Source organism: Paenibacillus sp. J31R109 (genome assembly GCF_059692055.1).
This window is the reverse complement of sequence record NZ_JCAUAR010000013.1, coordinates 26,159-45,461: the sequence shown is the minus strand read 5'-3', so window position 1 is coordinate 45,461 and position 19,303 is coordinate 26,159. Positions and strand designations below refer to the sequence as shown.

At 42.9% G+C, this 19,303-nt stretch carries 17 protein-coding genes and 1 pseudogene; 3 read left to right on the top strand and 15 right to left on the bottom strand.

Annotation, left to right across the window (positions count from 1 at the left end):
• Positions 1-54: 54 nt before the first annotated feature.
• Positions 55-1,044 (top strand): annotated as a pseudogene (gene kamA / locus AC58QT_RS25940) (lysine 2,3-aminomutase); the annotation flags it as partial.
• Between the two features lie 37 nt (positions 1,045-1,081).
• Here kamA and AC58QT_RS25935 read toward each other — a convergent pair.
• The 4 genes from AC58QT_RS25935 to AC58QT_RS25920 all read right to left on the bottom strand — a co-directional run bounded on the left by AC58QT_RS25935 (position 1,082) and on the right by AC58QT_RS25920 (position 4,942).
• On the bottom strand, positions 1,082-1,228 hold the full coding sequence (locus AC58QT_RS25935; protein ID WP_497411536.1) for a hypothetical protein: 147 nt from the start codon (positions 1,226-1,228) through the stop codon (positions 1,082-1,084).
• A gap of 897 nt (positions 1,229-2,125) precedes the next feature.
• Positions 2,126-2,455, bottom strand: a complete 330-nt coding sequence (locus tag AC58QT_RS25930) for a hypothetical protein (protein WP_497411535.1) — start codon at positions 2,453-2,455, stop codon at positions 2,126-2,128.
• Positions 2,455-2,847, bottom strand: coding sequence for a hypothetical protein (locus AC58QT_RS25925; RefSeq protein ID WP_497411534.1), 393 nt, complete (start codon positions 2,845-2,847; stop codon positions 2,455-2,457). The genes AC58QT_RS25930 and AC58QT_RS25925 overlap by 1 nt, the downstream gene beginning before the upstream one ends.
• Positions 2,848-3,130: 283 nt before the next feature.
• Positions 3,131-4,942 (bottom strand): phage/plasmid primase, P4 family, encoded by a 1,812-nt coding sequence (locus AC58QT_RS25920; protein WP_497411533.1) that lies wholly within the window; start codon positions 4,940-4,942, stop codon positions 3,131-3,133.
• A 913-nt stretch (positions 4,943-5,855) separates the two neighbouring features.
• Here AC58QT_RS25920 and AC58QT_RS25915 point away from each other — a divergent pair.
• Positions 5,856-6,641 carry an FRG domain-containing protein gene (locus tag AC58QT_RS25915; RefSeq protein ID WP_497411532.1) on the top strand — a complete coding sequence of 262 codons (786 nt, stop codon included), beginning with the start codon at positions 5,856-5,858 and terminating at the stop codon, positions 6,639-6,641.
• A 21-nt stretch (positions 6,642-6,662) separates the two neighbouring features.
• Complete coding sequence (locus AC58QT_RS25910; protein ID WP_497411531.1) at positions 6,663-7,757, top strand: DUF262 domain-containing protein; 1,095 nt, start codon at positions 6,663-6,665, stop codon at positions 7,755-7,757.
• Between the two features lie 318 nt (positions 7,758-8,075).
• On the opposite strand, the gene AC58QT_RS25905 is transcribed toward AC58QT_RS25910, so the two are convergent.
• The 11 genes from AC58QT_RS25905 to AC58QT_RS25855 all read right to left on the bottom strand — a co-directional run bounded on the left by AC58QT_RS25905 (position 8,076) and on the right by AC58QT_RS25855 (position 19,008).
• Complete coding sequence (locus AC58QT_RS25905; RefSeq protein WP_497411530.1) at positions 8,076-8,285, bottom strand: YolD-like family protein; 210 nt, start codon at positions 8,283-8,285, stop codon at positions 8,076-8,078.
• The gene (locus tag AC58QT_RS25900; RefSeq protein ID WP_497411529.1) at positions 8,282-9,553 is read right to left on the bottom strand and encodes a DNA polymerase IV; all 1,272 of its coding nucleotides are present in this window, start codon (positions 9,551-9,553) and stop codon (positions 8,282-8,284) included. The genes AC58QT_RS25905 and AC58QT_RS25900 overlap by 4 nt, the downstream gene beginning before the upstream one ends.
• Positions 9,554-9,922 (bottom strand): YhjD family protein, encoded by a 369-nt coding sequence (locus AC58QT_RS25895; RefSeq protein ID WP_497411528.1) that lies wholly within the window; start codon positions 9,920-9,922, stop codon positions 9,554-9,556. It lies immediately after the preceding gene.
• 158 nt (positions 9,923-10,080) lie between these two features.
• Positions 10,081-10,284 carry a hypothetical protein gene (locus AC58QT_RS25890; protein ID WP_497411527.1) on the bottom strand — a complete coding sequence of 68 codons (204 nt, stop codon included), beginning with the start codon at positions 10,282-10,284 and terminating at the stop codon, positions 10,081-10,083.
• A gap of 567 nt (positions 10,285-10,851) precedes the next feature.
• Positions 10,852-11,004, bottom strand: coding sequence for a hypothetical protein (locus AC58QT_RS25885; protein WP_497411526.1), 153 nt, complete (start codon positions 11,002-11,004; stop codon positions 10,852-10,854).
• 535 nt (positions 11,005-11,539) lie between these two features.
• The gene (cas5, locus tag AC58QT_RS25880; RefSeq protein WP_497411525.1) at positions 11,540-12,205 is read right to left on the bottom strand and encodes a type I-MYXAN CRISPR-associated protein Cas5/Cmx5/DevS; all 666 of its coding nucleotides are present in this window, start codon (positions 12,203-12,205) and stop codon (positions 11,540-11,542) included.
• Positions 12,206-12,222: 17 nt separating this feature from the next.
• Complete coding sequence (locus tag AC58QT_RS25875) at positions 12,223-13,185, bottom strand: DevR family CRISPR-associated autoregulator (protein ID WP_497411524.1); 963 nt, start codon at positions 13,183-13,185, stop codon at positions 12,223-12,225.
• A 2-nt stretch (positions 13,186-13,187) separates the two neighbouring features.
• Positions 13,188-14,735 carry a type I-MYXAN CRISPR-associated Cas8a1/Cmx1 gene (cas8a1, locus tag AC58QT_RS25870; protein ID WP_497411523.1) on the bottom strand — a complete coding sequence of 516 codons (1,548 nt, stop codon included), beginning with the start codon at positions 14,733-14,735 and terminating at the stop codon, positions 13,188-13,190.
• Complete coding sequence (gene cas3 / locus AC58QT_RS25865; protein WP_497411522.1) at positions 14,720-17,119, bottom strand: CRISPR-associated helicase Cas3'; 2,400 nt, start codon at positions 17,117-17,119, stop codon at positions 14,720-14,722. The genes cas8a1 and cas3 overlap by 16 nt, the downstream gene beginning before the upstream one ends.
• Positions 17,116-17,778 (bottom strand): type I-MYXAN CRISPR-associated protein Cas6/Cmx6, encoded by a 663-nt coding sequence (gene cas6 / locus AC58QT_RS25860; protein WP_497411521.1) that lies wholly within the window; start codon positions 17,776-17,778, stop codon positions 17,116-17,118. Before cas6 ends, cas3 begins: the two co-directional genes overlap by 4 nt.
• Positions 17,779-18,009: 231 nt before the next feature.
• Positions 18,010-19,008, bottom strand: coding sequence for a PDDEXK family nuclease (locus AC58QT_RS25855; protein WP_497411520.1), 999 nt, complete (start codon positions 19,006-19,008; stop codon positions 18,010-18,012).
• Positions 19,009-19,303 lie beyond the last annotated feature (295 nt).

Genomic DNA, 19,303 nt, shown 5'->3' with positions numbered 1-19,303 from the left:
CATCCTTTTTGCATCTTCTATATGTGAGAAGATATCCATGCTGGAGGTGCAATAATGGAACAACGACGTGACTGGAAGCAAATTGCATTATGGCAGAACGTAACAGATGAACAATGGAATGATTGGCTTTGGCAGCTGACGCATACCATTCGCACATTAGATGATTTGAAAAAAGTAGTCCATCTAACCCCTGAGGAAGAAGAAGGCGTACGCATTTCCACGCAAACGATTCCTTTAAATATTACGCCTTACTACGCCTCTTTGATGAATCCCAATGACCCGCGATGCCCGATTCGCATGCAATCAGTCCCTATTTCCGCTGAATTATTGAAAACGAAATATGATCTTGAGGATCCACTTTTTGAGGATGAAGATTCCCCTACTCCAGGACTTACCCATCGCTACCCTGATCGGGTGCTATTCTTGGTAACGAATCAATGTTCGATGTACTGCAGATACTGCACACGTCGCCGCTTCTCCGGCCAGGTGGGGATGGGAGTACCCAAGAAGCAATTGGACGATGCGATCGCTTATATTCGCAATACGCCAGAAGTGAGAGATGTTCTACTTTCAGGCGGGGACGGATTGTTAATTAATGACAATATTTTGGAGTATATTTTGAAAAATTTGCGGGCGATTCCCCATGTAGAAATCATTCGAATCGGCACTCGCGCTCCGGTTGTTTTTCCACAACGAATTACGGAAAATTTATGCAACATTATTAAAAAATATCACCCTGTATGGTTGAATACGCATTTTAATCATCCGTTGGAAATTACGGAAGAAGCTAAAAAATCCTGCGAAATGCTAGCCAACGCCGGCGTTCCGCTAGGCAATCAATCCGTGATCTTAGCTGGTATCAATGACAGCACCTATATCATGAAGAAACTTATGCATGATTTGGTCAAAATCCGTGTGCGTCCCTACTACATTTACCAATGTGATTTGTCCGAAGGTATCGGTCATTTCCGAGCCCCTGTTTCGAAGGGACTTGAAATTATTGAAGCTCTCCGCGGCCATACTTCTGGGTATGCTGTGCCTACACTATTTTTTATTTGACGCTTGATTGACAAAAGAAAAGTCAACAAGCATTATTAGCCCGTTGACTGTTGGTTTGACCGACTTCTTTATAGAGATTTAAAAATGCTTTAGCCAGTAATGAATAGTTCGGTTGATTCAGTTCTGTAACCGTGCCTTTGGGACGCTGTTCGGGACGTTGTTTGACCATGATGCAAAAACTCCCCTCTTGATGGATAATATATGGTATGATTTCATGAGTTTGTCTGATGACATACTTTCCGCTCCATAATTTGCATTTACCAAAATGGCATTGACAGTGAATAGCGGTGACTAGTTTATAAGTGCTTAACAAAGTGAAGTGATACCTTTCTTTTAATCCCTTTAGTACGCCTTTGTTGTAATAATGACAGTTCTTGCACCCTGCTCCCTTAGATACAAAATTTTTGGACTTGATCAGAATGTCATGACCATTGTTACACTGTCCTTTGATCTTCTTGGAAGTAGAGTGGTAAGCACCGATCAACGTATAACCTGTCTTCTCAAGACGGTCAACGAGTTTGTCGATGGCTTTAACCAGTAAGATACCTCGATATTATTGCATTATTAACTCCTCCCATTTTTTGGTTCTCTATCCTCATTTGGTTCTTCTAACACCGTCCAATCATCGGGTCTATATTCGATCAACCCTGTTTCAAGCATGTCTAGAAAATATGCGCCAGTGAATGTGAAAAGTCTTTGATAATGTACCGCTTGCCGAGTAATGTTCAACAAGCCTACAATCTCTTCACGAGTGAATCCTGCCGAGTGGTATAAGCCGAGTATCTTATTTGACTTGGAAAATTTATGAACAGTGACTCGATCTTTTCTTTCAGGACAATGTAAATGCTTTGTTTCCCATCTAGTCGACGTCCCCCCGGGGTTTGGAATCGATTTCCGCCTTTTCCACCGCGACCGCACTCTGTACATGATTCAAAAAAAATTCCCTTAATCGCATTTACTTCTTGACGCAGCACCGTGCCAGATCGTGTAAAATGGCATGAACTCCCCCCTTTTCCAGTGACGGACCGGGGGTGTTCAAAAGGTGTTCAGTTACGGATCAGGGGTGTTATTTGCTGTACCATGCGTCGGGTGTATACTTCGTCCAATTCCCACTATAGAAAGTTCCCGGATAGTTCGTGGATGCCAGTTTTTCATAATCACCGATTACAGCTAGGACACGATCTTGTTCCACCAAGCACTCGGACGAAGACATATTGCCCTTTGAATAACTGCCCTTGTACAACACTATCTGACGCTTACCTTTCCAAGGGATGACTCTCAGGGTATACTCATCATTCAGTTGCCATACAAGGCTGTACCGCCCTCGTCCGTGGTGTTCGATTGTGTAGCGGGAATCCTCGTTTACTATGTGTTTAATCCATTCTAGCCATTTCATTAATTGACTCCTCCTTTGATGACAGATAGTTGGGGTTGGTATTCGATTTTATATTGTTCGATGGCGAAGCCACGGAATGAGATCAAGTAATCATCGGATTCGACGTATTGCTGCTGTTCATCGTCACAGATCATAGCCTTGCCCATCGAGATCAGACACATGTTATGTTCCAAGTCCGACAGATGCACCCAAGGATAGTCACCCACTGGCACGTATTTCAGATATGGCACTAGCTGTGAATACAGAATCTCGTTCTCGCCTTGATCGGCACAACACTGGAAAATGGCTTCGTAGGTCTCCAATGTATCTTCCGTCAAACCCTCGTTGATATTTGTCACGATACTCTTTACAGCTTCCTCGGTTAGCCAGTTGATTAGTTGAATGTTTTTCATATTGTTTTTCCTCCTCATATGTGTGTAAAATGTGTTACCTGTTTGTAACCGACATGTTACCGAATGTGTAACCTCCGTATCCCACGTGGGAGAAGGGTGTAACTGTTGTAACCTCTTTTCCCGAAATCCGTGTTCCCCAGAAAGCAGAAGCACAAAGCAAGAAGATTATCGCTAGAACAAAGAACTTGGAAAAACAGGTTACAACGGTTACACCTTACTCTCCCAAGGGATGTTGAGGTTACAAATTTAGTAACACTTTAGTTACAAACAAGTAACAGATAAGTTATACTCCTTGCTTCAGTTGGTACACCTTTGCTACCTTTCCTTGGACACGAACTGTCCCAACCTCTAGTCCACGAACCCTCTCGAGTGTGTCCTTAATCATCTTCTTGCTGTGGATTGTCAGTCCATTCTCTTCTACCCAGATTTGATAAAAGTCATAAACTTCTGGAGGTCGCATTCCCACGAAATAGTCGTTCTCGTATCCTTCGATGAACTCAAGGACGTTATTGTTATCCGCGTGATATTCCTTGTTATGGTTTGCTACCACTTCTGGAATTTCGATCTCTCCACTGTGGTGCAACTCTTGGTATGCTTCAACGATCAGCTTCATCCAGTATGCCTTTGCTTCTGGTGTGGTCAGCTTGGAAATGAACTTGGGGTCTTTCTTGGTCGGCTTTGAAAACATAGGCAGCCATACTACCCGCCTTTGGTACGCTTCACCCTTCTCAAACGATTTCAGAGCATGATTACTCGTGAAAATCATGGACGTGGTCAGAACAGCATCCTTGGATTGTTTGAACAGCATCCTTGTAGCCACGTAGTCACATGTTGCCACATTCTTGAGTCGCTTCATCTGCTCGTGGTCAATCGGTTGATCTTTGATGTCATCACCCAGATTGAACAGCTTACCCTGCATCCCCACGAAGTAGCGTTCATCGGCAATCTCCTCAATTGAATTGGATGAACAATTCTCTTCGCCCAGTAACAGACGAATGATTGTCAGCAGCGTCCCCTTGCCGTTCCCACCGTCCCCGATTAGGACGAAGAACTTGGCGATCTGTCTCTTGACTTCTGGATTCGTGATCAGACCGTGTGCAATCATTTGAAGGATCAGCTTGACGTAACCTTCATCACCTTGTGACAAATGTTGCAAATAGCTGTCCACAGCTTCCACGGCCTCTGTATCCTCGTTGTACTTGACATCAACGTAATAAGGAGTGAACTCATGTGAATCCAGCTCAATGAACTTACCGCTCCTGAGAATGCCATTCTTGAGTTTGATGTCCCAACCGTTGACAGGTTGTTTCACGTTGCGGATACGCTTGTCCATCTGGCGAATGACCTCTTCAACGTAATGGGTCTTCTTGTCGGGCAGCTCCTCGTACACTTCTTGAATGAACTCGTCAGAAACAAATCGTACTCCGTTGAACGAGTATAACTGCTCATTGTACTTGACAACTTTCAGCTTCTTTTTTAAGGACTCTGCAACTTGTGGTTCTTCGTTATCCTTGGCTTCGATCTTCTGATCTCGAGCAACAGTGTCGAACTCCTTCTCGTCCATTGGTTCAGCAAACACATGCTTATTGATGAATGAAAGCACCTTCTTGTGTTCTGTCACGGACATGATCTTGAACTTATGGGAATGTAATTTCTGATTCCGTCCATCACCTTCGCCCAACCCATCCAACGATTCCAACTTGGTACGGATATACAGAAAGTCGGGCAAATCCTGACGCACCCCTGCATTCACTACATCCCGCAACTTTCCACCTCGTTTGATCGTGATTGCCTTGGTGTTGGCAATATGTTTGTACTCTACGTCAAAGCCTAGGGGACATACCGATTTCGATCCCTTGAATGCTTTGGGCTTCTTAAAGTAGAGATGGACGCCACGATCAGTCCAGACGGTCTGTGTGATGATCCCAAATGTCTCGATCATCTTCTCGAGCATTTCTCTCGGCCTGTCGTCGATGTCAACGATCAGATCGTCATTGGTCAACACCCATCCTGCATCCTTGAACGATTCGTGCATTGGTGACTGATCGGCAATTACACTTGCAAATTTCTGCCCATCTTTGAACTCGATGTACAATTACTTCAACCCCTTTCAATTTTTTCGCAAAATCTCTGCCTCTTACAATAAAGATGTCGTAGGAGCACCCTGTTGCGTTTTGTCTTACATAATGACAATCACATCAAAACAAGAATATTCACAACAAGGGGCAAAACTTTCTCAACAACTTGTTGCGTTTGTGCCTTACACTTTCTATGTCGTATCGAGAATGGTTTTTTCACAACAAGGTGCAAAAAAAATTTCATTAACTTGTTGCTTGATTGCCTTACATACAGACAATCACAGTGAGACAGAAATTTTCACAACAAGGGGTAAATCTTTTTAAATAACTTCGTGTAAATAGAATCTCGATGATTGATGCAATTCTCCTTACACTTGTATAAGGACGCTTTGATACCAGAAATCCCAAATGGGTATGAAAAAAAGACAATCTCCGTCTTGGAGACTGCCTATCTTCTATTAAATGCTTCTATTCCAACTGTCTATATCGTATCTCAAGGGTTGACGCGTCATCTGTTCGATGTAATGTTTTCAATGAGTTGATTTTGCTTATCTTGTGATCTGAACTTCATAGTAGAGCGTCCTCCTGGATGATGGATTTAAATGGCTTTTGACCAGTAGCGTACTTCCATCCTACTAAGCCGCTCGTATTTTTTACAAAACTGAAATTTATCCATCTACAGGATTCTAACTGAAACGATAGTTGAATAAGCACTGCTGCGATTACAAAACCGGATTCCCTTGTAGAGTAAAAGGCGACCGTTTTTTTATGCAACGAATTTGGGCGGAGGTCATTGAAAAGTGTAAGAGCGTTTCTCTCCTACTAAACAATCCCCTAAATTAATTGGAGGATTATGGTAACCTCTGTCGAATAAAACATAAATGAAGTATGTATTCTTTTGTGAACTTATTTTAAAGGAGAGAATTAAAAATGGAAGAAACCGTTGCTGTGGTTACCCCTTCAAGTCCAAATTCACCGGTTACATCAATTATCGACTATTTAGAAAAGGTACAGGCTCATTATCAAGATAAAGAGTTGTTGTGGTTTAGGGGTCAAGGTAAGGATTATGAAAAGTTACAACCAAAACTGTTACGGAACACGAACGGAATCGATTTAGAAGAGAGTATATTCTATAGGTTTCAATCTCAGGCAATCCCCTTACTGGATGCAATACCCAATTCTTATTTTGAATGGTTATTTGTTATGCAACATTTCGGTTTACCTACTAGACTCTTAGATTGGTCTACCGACGCTTTGATTGCTCTTTCATTTGCTGTTATGAACCGGAGACAAGACCAAGATTATAATGCTGTTGTTTACTGCTTGGAACCCTATAAATTAAATAATGAGTTCAGAGTGAACTATGAAAAACCTGAGAAGTTTCTTCCTAATATTATTATGTCAGAAGTTGAGACTATCTTTGGTTTGAAAGGTACAAAGCATTATAGATTCCCATTAGCTTGCGTGGGGCCATTAAATAATATTAGAATTGTTGCACAAAAAGGAGCCTTTACAATTTTTCCTGCAAGAAAAAATGAAGATATTTCGCTAAAACATCTCTCTAATTTAGGGAATTTCATTACTTCTATTGAAATAGATAAAGCTTATATTCCTCAAATCCAAAGTGAGCTAAGAAAGCTTGGAATAACACAAAATTCAATATATCCTTCCTTGGAAAATCTTTCATCTATGATTTCTCAAGAGTTTAACTTGTGAGCATGAGGAGGGGAACCGAAAATGTTTGATATAATACCAGCAAGAAGTGATGGAAATCAAACAATATTAGATTGGTATAGAAGAAAAGAAAAAATAAATTTTGATCCTCCATATCAAAGAATAAGTGGATTATGGGATATAAACGCAAGACAACTATTCATTGATTCCTTAATTAATGGATACGATGTTCCAAAATTTTATGTACACAAACCATTTATTAGTAATGGAAATCACCTATACTCGATAATTGATGGAAAACAAAGATTGCAGTGCATTTTTGATTTTATGGATAATAAATTTTCACTTTCTAATGACTTTACATTAGATGAAAATGATTCAAAAGATATTGCGGGGAAAACTTATGATCAATTGGCAGTTAAGTTTCCAAAGGTAATTGACCGTTTTGATAAATATACTCTTGATGTGGTTCAAATAATAACGGACGATGAAGAAAAAATTAGAGAGTTATTTTTGCGACTAAATGAAGGTGTAACATTAAACAATTCTGAAAAGAGACTTTCAAAAGGTGGTTTCCTTAACGATGAGGTAATAAAACCCGTAGTTTCAAACCACGGCTTCTTTAGAATGTTACGTTTTAAAAATTCTAGATTTTCATACGAGGAGATTTTTACAAAGATCTTATTACTTGAGTACAGTAACACATTCACCTCACTAACTAAAAGTAATTTAGATAAGTTTGTTGAAGCTAATAAAGAGCAGAATCTTGAAATTAACCATATTATAGATGAGTCTTTGTCTGGCCTCGATCGAATGTGTCAAGTTTTCGACGGTACCGATCAGTTATTGGTACAAAAATCAATAATCCCTATTTATTATTTGTTTATAAAAAAATCATGGGATCGAAACCCTAAAGAACTTAAAAACTTTTTGTTTAAATTTGAGACAATTAAATTGGAAAATCGGAAAATGAATTTTGATCGATTGAACCCTATATTAAATGAGTTTGATAGGTTAAATCAACAAGGAGCAAACTCAAGCACTGCAATAAGAGAGAGGTTTAGTATACTAAGCCAATATTTTAATATCTATGAGAGACAAGGATTTATTGATATCAATACTGTTATTGATTCAAAAGAATTAGAATTATGGGAATAAATGAAACTTATAGCACTAGTTTGTCATACTTCGTTGTTTAAGTAATCATGGATTCCCACAAATCTAAAGTCCGAAAAAAATGCTATGTAATCCCCTATTCTGCTAAAATTTAAAACCAAATAAATCAACCCGTAGGAGAAAGATACTTCGGGTTTTTTCTTTGTCTATTGATTTTTTGTCGCTTCTTGTAGTTTCTTGTTTTAAATTGCGTTGTTCCAATCGTTCATACAAGTTACCATTACGAAGGGAGTCGACCATAGCTGAAATGTCCGAAATGCGAATGCCGTGAGTAAGGTACATTTTAATAGCACAATGTTCCTATACCGAGATTGTTAGAGTTGAGCAGTTCTTTTGTAAATTCGATTTGGCTAAGTGTATCAGAAATGAAATGAATTTTTCTTGCTCATCGAGTGCTTGTTGCTGAATGTGTTGCTTTTCTTTCTGACCTCTGATCGCGGACTCTTTATGTTGAGGAAGCATCATCCAACTTGATTCCCGTAGGCCATTCATTTCTAGTTTTTTGCTCATCTATAATGCCCCCCAATTTTACCATCCCTGTCCGTTGCCAATCCTGCTTTCATTAGACTCGAAGCACGAATGATTGCTGTATTACCAAAACGGTCTTTAATGCCATCCACTACACGATCAAGTTCGCGCAATTTCGTCACATCTTCGAACAGGTCAATTTGAGTAACATCTTCCTCTGCAAGAGTTCCCAGCGTAACGCCTACCTTTCGCACGGGCAATCCGTTCCAATTGCGACGAAATATTTCACGCACCGAGTCGTAAACTTTCAAGGTATGATTCGTATTCATTGGCATCTTTCGTTGTTGACTGAAACCTGTTGGAGAGTCATACGGCGAGCACATACAGAAAACATGGACCGTTCCACTTGTAAACCCTTTCGACCTAGCATCGCGGCAAACTTCTTCCGTTAACTCCAACAGTACTACGTCAACCTCTTCAACCGTCAAATAATCGCGAGGAAGCGTCATAGCGTGGCCGATCGATTTTGGTGCGATATCAAATGTTCCGGGCGTAACAGGACTATCATCTAGTCCGTTTGCCGTTCTCCACATTACTTCCGCTTGTATATCCGATTGCTTTCCGAACCGCGCACGGAATTTCTGTTTTAAAGTCGCTAGTGGGGTTTTAGCAACATGACCTATTGTGGTCATTCCAAGAGCGACAAAATGCTTCGTCATTCGTGAACCCACCCCATACATCTTATCAATGGATAGTGGCCATAGGAATCGCTCAACGTCATCTTTGCCAAGAGTAAATATTCCATTAGCATTCTTCTTAGCAAAATTATCTGTCGCCTGTTTGGCAAGTATTTTAGTAGGTCCAATACCGACGCGAATTCGTACGTTCATGGACGCGGCTACTTTCTGTTGAATCATTACCGCGAGTTCATCGGGAGTGCAGCCAAAATGATTGAGCGAACCAGTAACGTCCAAAAATTGTTCATCGATTGAAAATACCTCAACGAGATCAGTATACTTTTCGTAAATATCTGTTATCGCGAGCGATACGTCAATATATCGCTGCATGTGAGGACGCATTACAATGGCATTTGGACATAATTGCAGCGCTTCTCCCAGTCGCTGTGCTGTGGTAACCCCAAAACTTTTAGCTATCGGGCATGCCGCCAAAATAATTCCTGATCTCCTGGCCGGATCCCCAGCAACAACCACGGGGAGATTATCAAGGCTTGGATGAGTCGCCTTTTCAACGCTTGCGTAGAATGACTGGCAGTCGGATAGGAATATTGTCCTTTCGCCCTTCTTGCTCATCTAAACGCGCCTCTGCATGTTCATTAGTGTTGTCATTAGTTCTGCTTTAACCAAACTTCGAAGCATGGTGAAATAATAGATGTATCCTCGCACTTTGTATTCTACGTTAATACCGAGTGCATTCGTGGTTGTGTTTAGCACTTTAATATCACGCTTCTTCATACTGTTCTTAATACTTTGTATTTTGGGGTAAATAGAGGTTTCGACCTCTTTCAGATAAAAAAGAACATGATTATAAACGATTTTATCCTTATATATCTTCAGCTCCTCCATGTCTCTAGTTAACATATCGAGCAAAATGGGTAATAACGTGTATTCTTTGATAATTTGAATATCCTCTGCATTCTCAATCCTTGAAACAACATTCATACTTCTCACCGCCATTTACGAACATGTATTCGTGATATTCATTATATACTGAACACGTATTCGTTATGCAAGTGAATATTTTTAATATAGGTAAAAAATAAAAAACCCAAAGGGTGCTACCTCAGGCTTTTTTCAACCAGTTCTTTGCGATTTTCTATCTAATCACAAGTCAAAAGTAGGCAATCCCTAGAGGAGTGCTCAACGCTTTTCAACATCACAGCCATATTCAGCGAATCCTCGAAATAAATCCGGACGGCCTCGGCGATGTGCTCAACGCTTTTCGGCATCACAGTCATATTCAGGGGATACTGGTGCAGCTTGCCGATTTCCTTGCAGCTGTGCTCAACGCTTTTCAGCATCACAGCTATTCTCAGGCCTCCTCCAAGTTGACGAACCCTGGCTCCCCATCGTGCTCAACGCTTTTCAGCATCACAGCTATTCTCAGCATCTACAAAAAAGATATTGTGTACGGACTATGGTAGTGCTCAACGCTTTCCAGCATCACAGCCATATTCAGGTTATAGCTACTTCTACGAAATTCCCATACTTTGTTTCGTGCTCAACGCCTTACGGCATCAATGCTATTAGAAGCCTCTGCCAACCGTGGCGTACGAAATCAGGAATACTGTGCTCAACGCCTTATGGCATCACTGCTGTTAATATTTTTGCCGATAGTTCGGCCTTCTTCTTTGTTTTTCTCGTGCTAAACGCCTTACGGCATCACTGCTGTACACAGTAACCCCAACTCATCGGCACCATCGGCTCCCATGTTGTGCTCAACGCTTTCCAGCATCACAGCCTTATTCAGTGATATACGAATGGATTCATCTTGGCAGCGACAGGGTGCTCAACGCTTTTCAGCATCACTGCCATATTCAGCGGTTGTTCATCAGGCCAATGCCTTCGGCAACAATCTGGTGCTCAACACTTTACAGCATCACAGCCATATTAAGGATACCTAGCTCATCCGCACCATCTGCCTCTATGTTGTACTCAACGCTCTTCAGCATCAAAGCCTTATTAAGGATACCTAGCTCATCCGCACCATCTGCCTCTATGTTGTACTCAACGCTCTTCAGCATCAAAGCCTTATTTAGAAGTTAACGAAGCAAAGTTAGCCCTCATCCTGCATGTGCTCAACGCTTTTCAGCATCACTGCCTTATTCAGCCCAGTGCGTTGATGTTCAAGATGATGTTTGGGTAGTGCTCAACACTTTTCAGCATCACTGCCATATTCAGAAACCCAGTGGTGGCCCAAGTTGCCTGGGTTGGTCGCGTGCTCAACGCCTCACGGCATCACTGCCATATTCAGGCAAGCTTTACGTTCGGTCTCTTCTGTACCCTTCTGGTGCTCAACGCTTTTCAGCATCACAGCCTTATTCAGAGCACCCAAAACAAACGTAGGCTAATAAAGAGTTCATGTCAATCCATTTCAAGCATCTCTGACGATTCTTCATATTGCCGCTAAAGATTATCAATTCCACACTCCAAGCACCAGGGCGATGTATCCTGAAAAGTGATACCTCTTCCATTTCTAAAACTCCTCCATCTTCCGGTTAATTACTAGATTACCAGTTTAAACCAGATGACAAGAGGAATATTCGCGAGTATTAAATCCTATTTCCAATCCCGAGGACGTATTTCGGTCCATCCCCACTGAGAATCGCCAGGGGTGTAAACCAATTCTACCGGCTTATCGTCCAAAGAGAACCTCTCCCAGCATGTATTCGCGCTGCCCAGATGATCTACCCAAACCGGCAGTTCCAACGAGCCGTTTGCGTTTGGCACCAACCGATACCAGACTCCTTCCGCTGTGTGTATGAGGCTAACATCGTTTACCTGATCGTCGCTTAATCCCAAACTCAATACTCCGTATCGGTTGACGGATTCCGGGAGGTGAACGGCTTGGACTATTCGCTCCTCAAGTGACTTATATCCTGTCTGCCCTGAGTATTGTTCTCCTGTCGAGTCAACCCAGCACAGAAATTGCAAACCGCAAACCGTTTGTACAAAATCCGGGGCATTACCCAATGTCGATTGCTTGGAGGGAACGCCATATTTCAACCGACTTAGCTTATGAAGAGTCACGGCAATTTTAGGAATCCGTTTATAAGCAAAAGCTAATTTCACCCCAGCATGAGTCATGCGAAATCGCTCGCCTACCAATGAAAGGAGCATACCGTATACTGTAGATGGTGGAGGTAGCAAGTAAGTCTCAGCATACGATCTTGCAAAAGATTTGCGGAAGTTGGAGTAAGGCGCATCAATGTATAATGTAATCAAGTCAATCCCTCCGCTTCTTACTGCTCCAGTACCATGAAAGCTTCATCTAATGAGGAGATTCGGCGCAGGGCATCTTTCGCGGCAGCCGCCACCCCTGCATAAACTAAAACTCCTAGCTCTTTCAATTTCCGTCCATAAACCGTCGAGACTATATCACCGCCAATAAATAATTCCCCTGCTGGGATATCTCCACTTTCAATTCGTTGGATGAGTCTTGATACGGTATATGATCGTCTCTCCTCATCATGTTCGAAACAGTTTTGAATTTTTGGGGAATGTGCACTTGTAACTCTCAGGATTAAGGAAGCTGGTGAAAAGTCAAAAGCGAATCTAGCATGATTACCTGCCACTGGCGGCATGTCGACAACTGCACGAACCAAGTGGGCAATGTTCTCCTTATGCAGAACGTCTATTAAGTTCAAACCGAATGAGTATTGGTACTCAGTCGTATGCATTTCCGCGCTGTAGAGGGACAGCTTGCCCTTCTCCTTAATTCCGCTCACAGCATTAAACGAGAACTCGCCACGATACGGCCGAAGCGATACGGCTCGCCCAACGGCAAGCGGACTTTGTCTTCGTGTTATCTTCCCCTTCACTTTGGCTGGTTTCTTCCCTTTTACGGTGCCTTCTTCTTCCTGATCTTCCTCTTCTTTTTCCACTTTTGCTGCAGCCGCATCCATGAACCCCATTAAGTCATCATCGATATAAACTTGCTGCCCCCCGCCCCAGTACAATCTTTTCTCATCCTCAAAGGCTAACTTACCTTCCATTGCTTCGTAGCTTCGGTTTACGTCTAATCCTTCCAATTGAAACCTATAACGTATCGCGAATCGGATCGATTCCGCAGATACGCTAGTATGCAAATCGTCTTGATGAAATACCTTTTGCAGTGTCGTAGTATTGCCGATGTTGTCGCCTCTGTTGTTTGCAGCTACTGCTTCCCCAGTCAATACAGTTCCATACAAGTAGTATGTAGTCATCTCTATTTTGCTCCTTCAATTTTTTCTTGTTTATTCGGAGATTCATAGCTTAACAGAGCAAACATGCATAAGTTTTGCAAACGTTCGTAATTCCTGCGGTCAGACAGCATGTTCATAATCACAGCTTTGTTCCGGCTAAACGCCCGCAATGGAGCTCCTTTCGTACTGTCTCCACCAAATTTGTAAAACCAACCTACCAGCCCATCCATTGTTTTCAATCTTAAAATCGTATTTCGGATCTTCTCTTGCTCTACTTCAATCAGCCGCTCGAAGTTAGCCCCTTCACTTCTAGCCCTTTCTCCAATCTGTCCCAGCCTTCGATTCCATGCTTCATGAAACGAATCTACGATTGCTCGGTCTTCTACGTTCCGAATTGCTTGATTCATGGCTTGAAACCCCTTCCTTAGAAATAAAAGCTGTTTAAATTCCTGCTGTTCCGACACTAAATCTAATAAACCGCGGCTCCAATGGTCTCCCGCTGCAAGATTAGCAGCGATCAAGGCAGGTACCTCGCTTGCCGGGACGACTAATACTTCATTATTTTTTAGGGGTATTTTCCTCCGTCTAGCCAGATTGGTACCATTGGCAGCACGATATATACCAAGATCTTCGTAATCAGTTCGAATGGATTGGACATAGCTGCGGTTGATCTGATTGCCGTCCCAAGCAACTTTTCCCATTGCAATGGACAAACATCCTCCTATGCCACCGTCTGATGCCTGTATCTGCTCCTTATAGGTAATGTCTACTAGATACCGCAGACCCGCGTCTTCTGCACCTCCCACAATCCGACAGCCGTAGTGCATTTGCGGTCGATCACCTATCATCAGAGAGCCACTAATTTCCTGGATGGTTTCCGCGTACGCTTCAAGGTCACTTACGTCAGGCACCAGCACGCAATACTTCATTTTTTCCTTATGTGTGCGGGAACGGATCAAATATATGGAACAGCCAACCATCAAATATAGGAGCAAGAATACCTCCTCCGACGAGGCTTCCAGACTCAGCGATCCGCTCATCGCTCCTGGTACAACCGATTGCGGGATTTTAGCCCGTGCGGGAAGGTTTCCGGTCTTATCAAGCAACTCTGTACCTTGAGCCTTCTGATGTGCATAGCGGTCGATCGCCTTGTAAGAAATCAACTCTCTCTCTTCATCTCCGTTGGCGATGTTGATATGTCTTGTTCCAGACTCCCCTGGACGCATCTTCGGATGCTGCAAGAACGTCCCTGTAATCCCGTTATGCAAAGAAACCCTAACTGAGTCGTCATCTGGCCTGAGCCCCCATCCTGGCAAATCGATGAGCTTCGTTTGATCTGTCAGTAGAAAAGACGCCTGTAGAATGCGTTCAATCGCTTCCGTATCCTCTAGATCATCCCCCCATTCCAATTCAACAGAACCTGCGCTCATTGCAAACCGGATTCCTTCGGGAGGCCGATAATATCCCTTATATTTCCAGGCGTATAGCGTCGAAGCTAGACCTCCAAGCGCGGCACGATGGTAAATAGTGTACCCTGGATTGTTCAAACGATAAACTAACTTACCTGCCATGAAGCTCCCGTCCCCCTCCTCGTCGATTCTTCATAGTCGTATACCACTTCTTCCTTTGGCGCTACAGGAACGCCCAAAATGCGCTTCCATCCGGCCACTTGTCGCTTGAGGGGGATGGATACTTCATATTTGCCCAGCCAACCCTTATCCGGCTCTGCGTAATTTTCTTGCTTGAACTTCCGAACATCTTGTTCAAGAACTACATTCACCGTATACCCTTCTTCACGCAAATTCCCCACAGAGGTTTCCCATTTCCCGGAAAGAAACACTGCATTCTCCTCTGCCTTCTCCAGACTGAAACCTTCCTCTTCCTCGTACCGGATAAAGGCGTCTGCCAAATCCCGTTGAGACAGCGGTCGGTTCACCTGCCGAAGCTCTTCAATCCAGGTCCTAGCTTGCTGCAACTGTTCCTCATCATATGGCTTGACATCTGCAACCTCTGTAATAATGGCAGGTTTAGGAAAGAACGGTTTGCCGGTTGAAATCTTTCTATTTAACCTACCCAACCGTTGAATGAGGGCAGGCACAGGAGCAAGCTCAGAAATTAACAAGTCCGCTGACAAATCCAAAGACATTTCCGCTACCTGAGTAGCAACCAAGATCATAGGACATCCACTATCAGCCTTGTCAGCGAATGCATCAATCACTTCTCGGTGCCGAAAGCTACGGTCACCATATCTCAATCTGGAATGATAGACCTGTACCCAAGCCATGGTTTCGAATCGTTCTCTGCAGGCACGGTAGTACTCGTTCGCTCGTTCTACTTGATTGCACACCCACAGCACCTTGCCTCCCACTTGCAATACCGCCAGAATCTCTTCGAATAGCTGCTGCTCGTCGGCCCCGTTAACTAGAGTATATCGGGGCAACAATTCATGCTCGGAGTGCTCCTGGCAAATCTCTAAATCTGGCCGGATTTGATCAATCAGAGTCTTACGGCTAGCTGGCAACGAAGCGGTCATCAGCATTACAGGAATTTCGGGAAATGACTTGAGAAACATGAGAAGATGTCCAAACATTCTACAGTCCATCGCATGAATTTCATCAAAAACAATCAGGCTGTTCACGATAGCGGGAAAGCTGTAAAGCGAACGTCTTCCGTTCACCATCAATCCAAGCACCGTGTCGGCTGTGCATACCAAAAGCGGAGAGTCCCATAATCGGAAGGACTCGATTACGTCTTCTTGTTGCTGCAAGCATCCTGCTTCCCCCACCGAATCTTCTTCTAAGGATAATCGCTCCCGAAGAGCGGCTAAGTCGATATCCGCTTTTGAGTGAGCCAACCATACGTCGAGTCCCGATGCGAAGGCATAATCCTTAAACTGCTCTGTTGCGGTCCCCATTGTAGGCATGCAGAATATTAATTTAGGCGCTTGCTTGTCCTGCTGCTCATATCTAAGACACCAATTGCGAGCCCAGAGATAAGCTCCTACACTTTTACCTGAGCCGCAGCCAGCCTGGACAAGAGTTAATTTTCCAGTCACTTCTGACATGCGAGTCTGAAATGGTCGCGGGACAAACGGCAAGGGAATTTGCTTTTCATCGGTCCACTTGTCTAATAATCCGTCAATGGCATCGGAGCTTAAGCCTTTATCCAGCAAGTGCCGTTGGATGTATGAATTCAGACTCTGTTCCGAATCTGTCCCGAGCGGGGCGAGAGCACTTGCGGATACATCAGCGACAATGCAAAGCGCTTTTGCCGCAGCGATCAGTTTCATCACACCCTCGGGCAACCCGTCTCGGCTCCATCTGGCAAGCTCCCGGATTAGATCACTTATAAGTTTCGATACGTTCCAAGTCTTATCCGACTCATCAAACGAGATGAACGTATCAGTGTTGGTCCCTGCATTCTCGAAGGGATCTAGCTGAAGTTCAATCATTAATCGCTCAATTAGTCGACTGAAATCGGAATGTCCAGTATATACGACTACATCTTCAGTCTGCTTAGGTTCATGGTTTTGCCGAGAGAATTTACGATGATGGCCTAGAATTACGCAGAGCAACAAATATTGCTGTTCCTTCGTGAGTTGATCTAAGAGGTGAGAGAGAGGTGAGTGGTGACGCAGGAGTAGGACTGAGATGACTTCATGCCGCAACATCTGTGTACGGTACCGTCCTTGGAGCATTTGGATGAACTGGTTGTTTGCTTTCCCCAGATCGTGGGTCCAACCGAACCATAGCATGATCGTCTTCAGATCTTGTATTGCCTCTGATATACCCATCTGTTGCAAAGTAATAGGTCCCAATTTTTCAAACCAAACTCTGCTAGCACTAGCAACTACCAATGCGTGATGAAACAGTGTGGCATACTCGGGAACAGCTTCACCTTCTGCAATACGGTAACCTTTGGCTAATAAGACAACTGGGACTTTATGCGTTGTCATGAAGAATTACCTGCAGTAGGTTTCGAGACTCCCTTGTCTCCTACTTCCGAGGTATCCACATAGGTACCAGGGTAAAAGAAGGCGCTTCCATATTTGCCTCTGCCTGCGGGCGGCGAACATTGAATTTGCAATGACAAGGAGTCTTCAATTATGTCTGAAACGATGACTCCAAAGCCATAAATCCTCTTGTCGTGAAGCGTTAGAATCCGTCTTCGTTTCATGTGCAGCCGGTAATCCCGATTGTGAACAGCTCCATAATGTATTTGAAATTCGGATACCAAATAATCAAACAACTGCTGTTCTGATTGTTTGCCTTTGACAATTACCATTCTGGCGATGAGTATGTCGGCAGGAGTTAACGCATGAATCTGCGGAATTCCGACCTGATAGCGCTGAGAATGTAGTTGTATACTTCTACCTGCAACCTTTAATAAATATGGCAGATGCTCGACAGACGCTTGAATCCAGAAATGGCCCTGCTCACCTATTATCAGTTGCTTCCCAATTGAGTACATTCCATGAATAGGCGATATCCGAAGCTCCTGACATTCATGAATAAACGTACACTGCTTAGATAATGCAGCGTATAAACTCTCACCATGATCAATTTCAACTTGGAAATGTCCCTTGATGGGGAATTGCAGCCTTACTACACCCATGCTTTCGACATCCACTTGTTGCTTCAACTCCCTTCTAATGTAATGTTATTATTTCTTCATTTGCTAGCTGCGCACGATTAATTAATGCAGTAGAATAAAGTTTGTTAGAGAAAGTCAGTAATTCCGCAGTTTTCACAATTATTAAAAAATAAATTAAGTTCGTTAGTTAAATGACTTTTTCAACAATTGGTAATGTAAAAGTGGAAAATAGAGTTCGTTTGATTGAATCGTTTAATTCCCTTTGGCTCTCGTGATTTCGTTTGTATAATTAGTAATACTTCGGATATCATTTTCCGCTTTATGTTCAAGGAATATTTTAAACGCTTTGTTTGCAAGCTCTCTATCTGGGATGTTTTTACAAAATTCAGGATAAGGCAATCCGTTCGGGTATTTCTCGCACATCCAAAATATATACGATGCTATTTTTGCATGATCCTCAGTAATAAACAAATTAGGCAAGTTGGCCTTGATCCCTGCTGCTAGGTCTGGATAATTCAGCATTTCGGATAAAAGTTTGCGTTCTGTATTAACAAAGGCAGGCTCCGAAGATACGGGTTTTCGCTCCGATTCCGACTCCGTTTTTCTCTGTGTACCACTTTCACCATGTTCGAACCGCGCCGATCTGGCGGACTTGTACGCTTCGACGGTTTCCATATTTGGAAAAACGGCTTTAATGGAAATTGCTTTAGGGTCAAAGAATGCGACAATTTGTCTTACCGTCGCTTCGGCTAGGCTGATGGTTGTGCTGTTCATCATTAATTTGTCTTGGTCTTTTTCGGTATCAACGAAGTGGGCTAATACGAAACATGTTTCAGGTATTAAACTAAACAGCTGATCTTTCTGAATCATAAAAAACCGTATTGTAAGCTTGCCTCCTTCATTTGTAATCCCTTTATGCCACTGCATGCCTTTAACGGGTTCCGGCACATCTCCAAGCAAAATCAAACCCTTGCCTTCATTGAATCTCGGTAACGGGCAGCCGCCTTCAAGAAATTTAGCAAGTTTGGTAGCCTCTTTTGCAGTCATGTCTCCTTTCACTTCAACATAGTTGCCATGCTTGGGCAAATAAAAATCCGGCAAGTATCTTATCTTCTCCCCGTCAACCTCTTTTTCAAAACCTTCCTGCTCATAAATCCAGTCAATGCCCATTGCATCAAAAAATACAGCCCATCTTGCCTCAAGGCGGCTTCTAAAACGATAACCCTTGTACTGAACTTCAATTGCTTGCATGATACTGTATCCCCTTATTTTTTTGATTGTTTACTTCTCGTTCGTTTTGCCAAACGGATTTATTTGGATACTTTAGCGGTGCTCTTCTTTTGTAACTTTATAAAATACTTTGTTTTCCCCATGTCAGCCGTACTGATCTTTATTTTCCACTAACGGACTTCTTTTCCTCCTCATACCGGACCTAAATTCTAAAAACCCTTGCATAATATCGGTGTCTCAGTACACCTACTGTTATTGTTAAACATGGAAAACAGCGGGATATGATCTGTACAGAAATGTGGTACATGTTACGGCT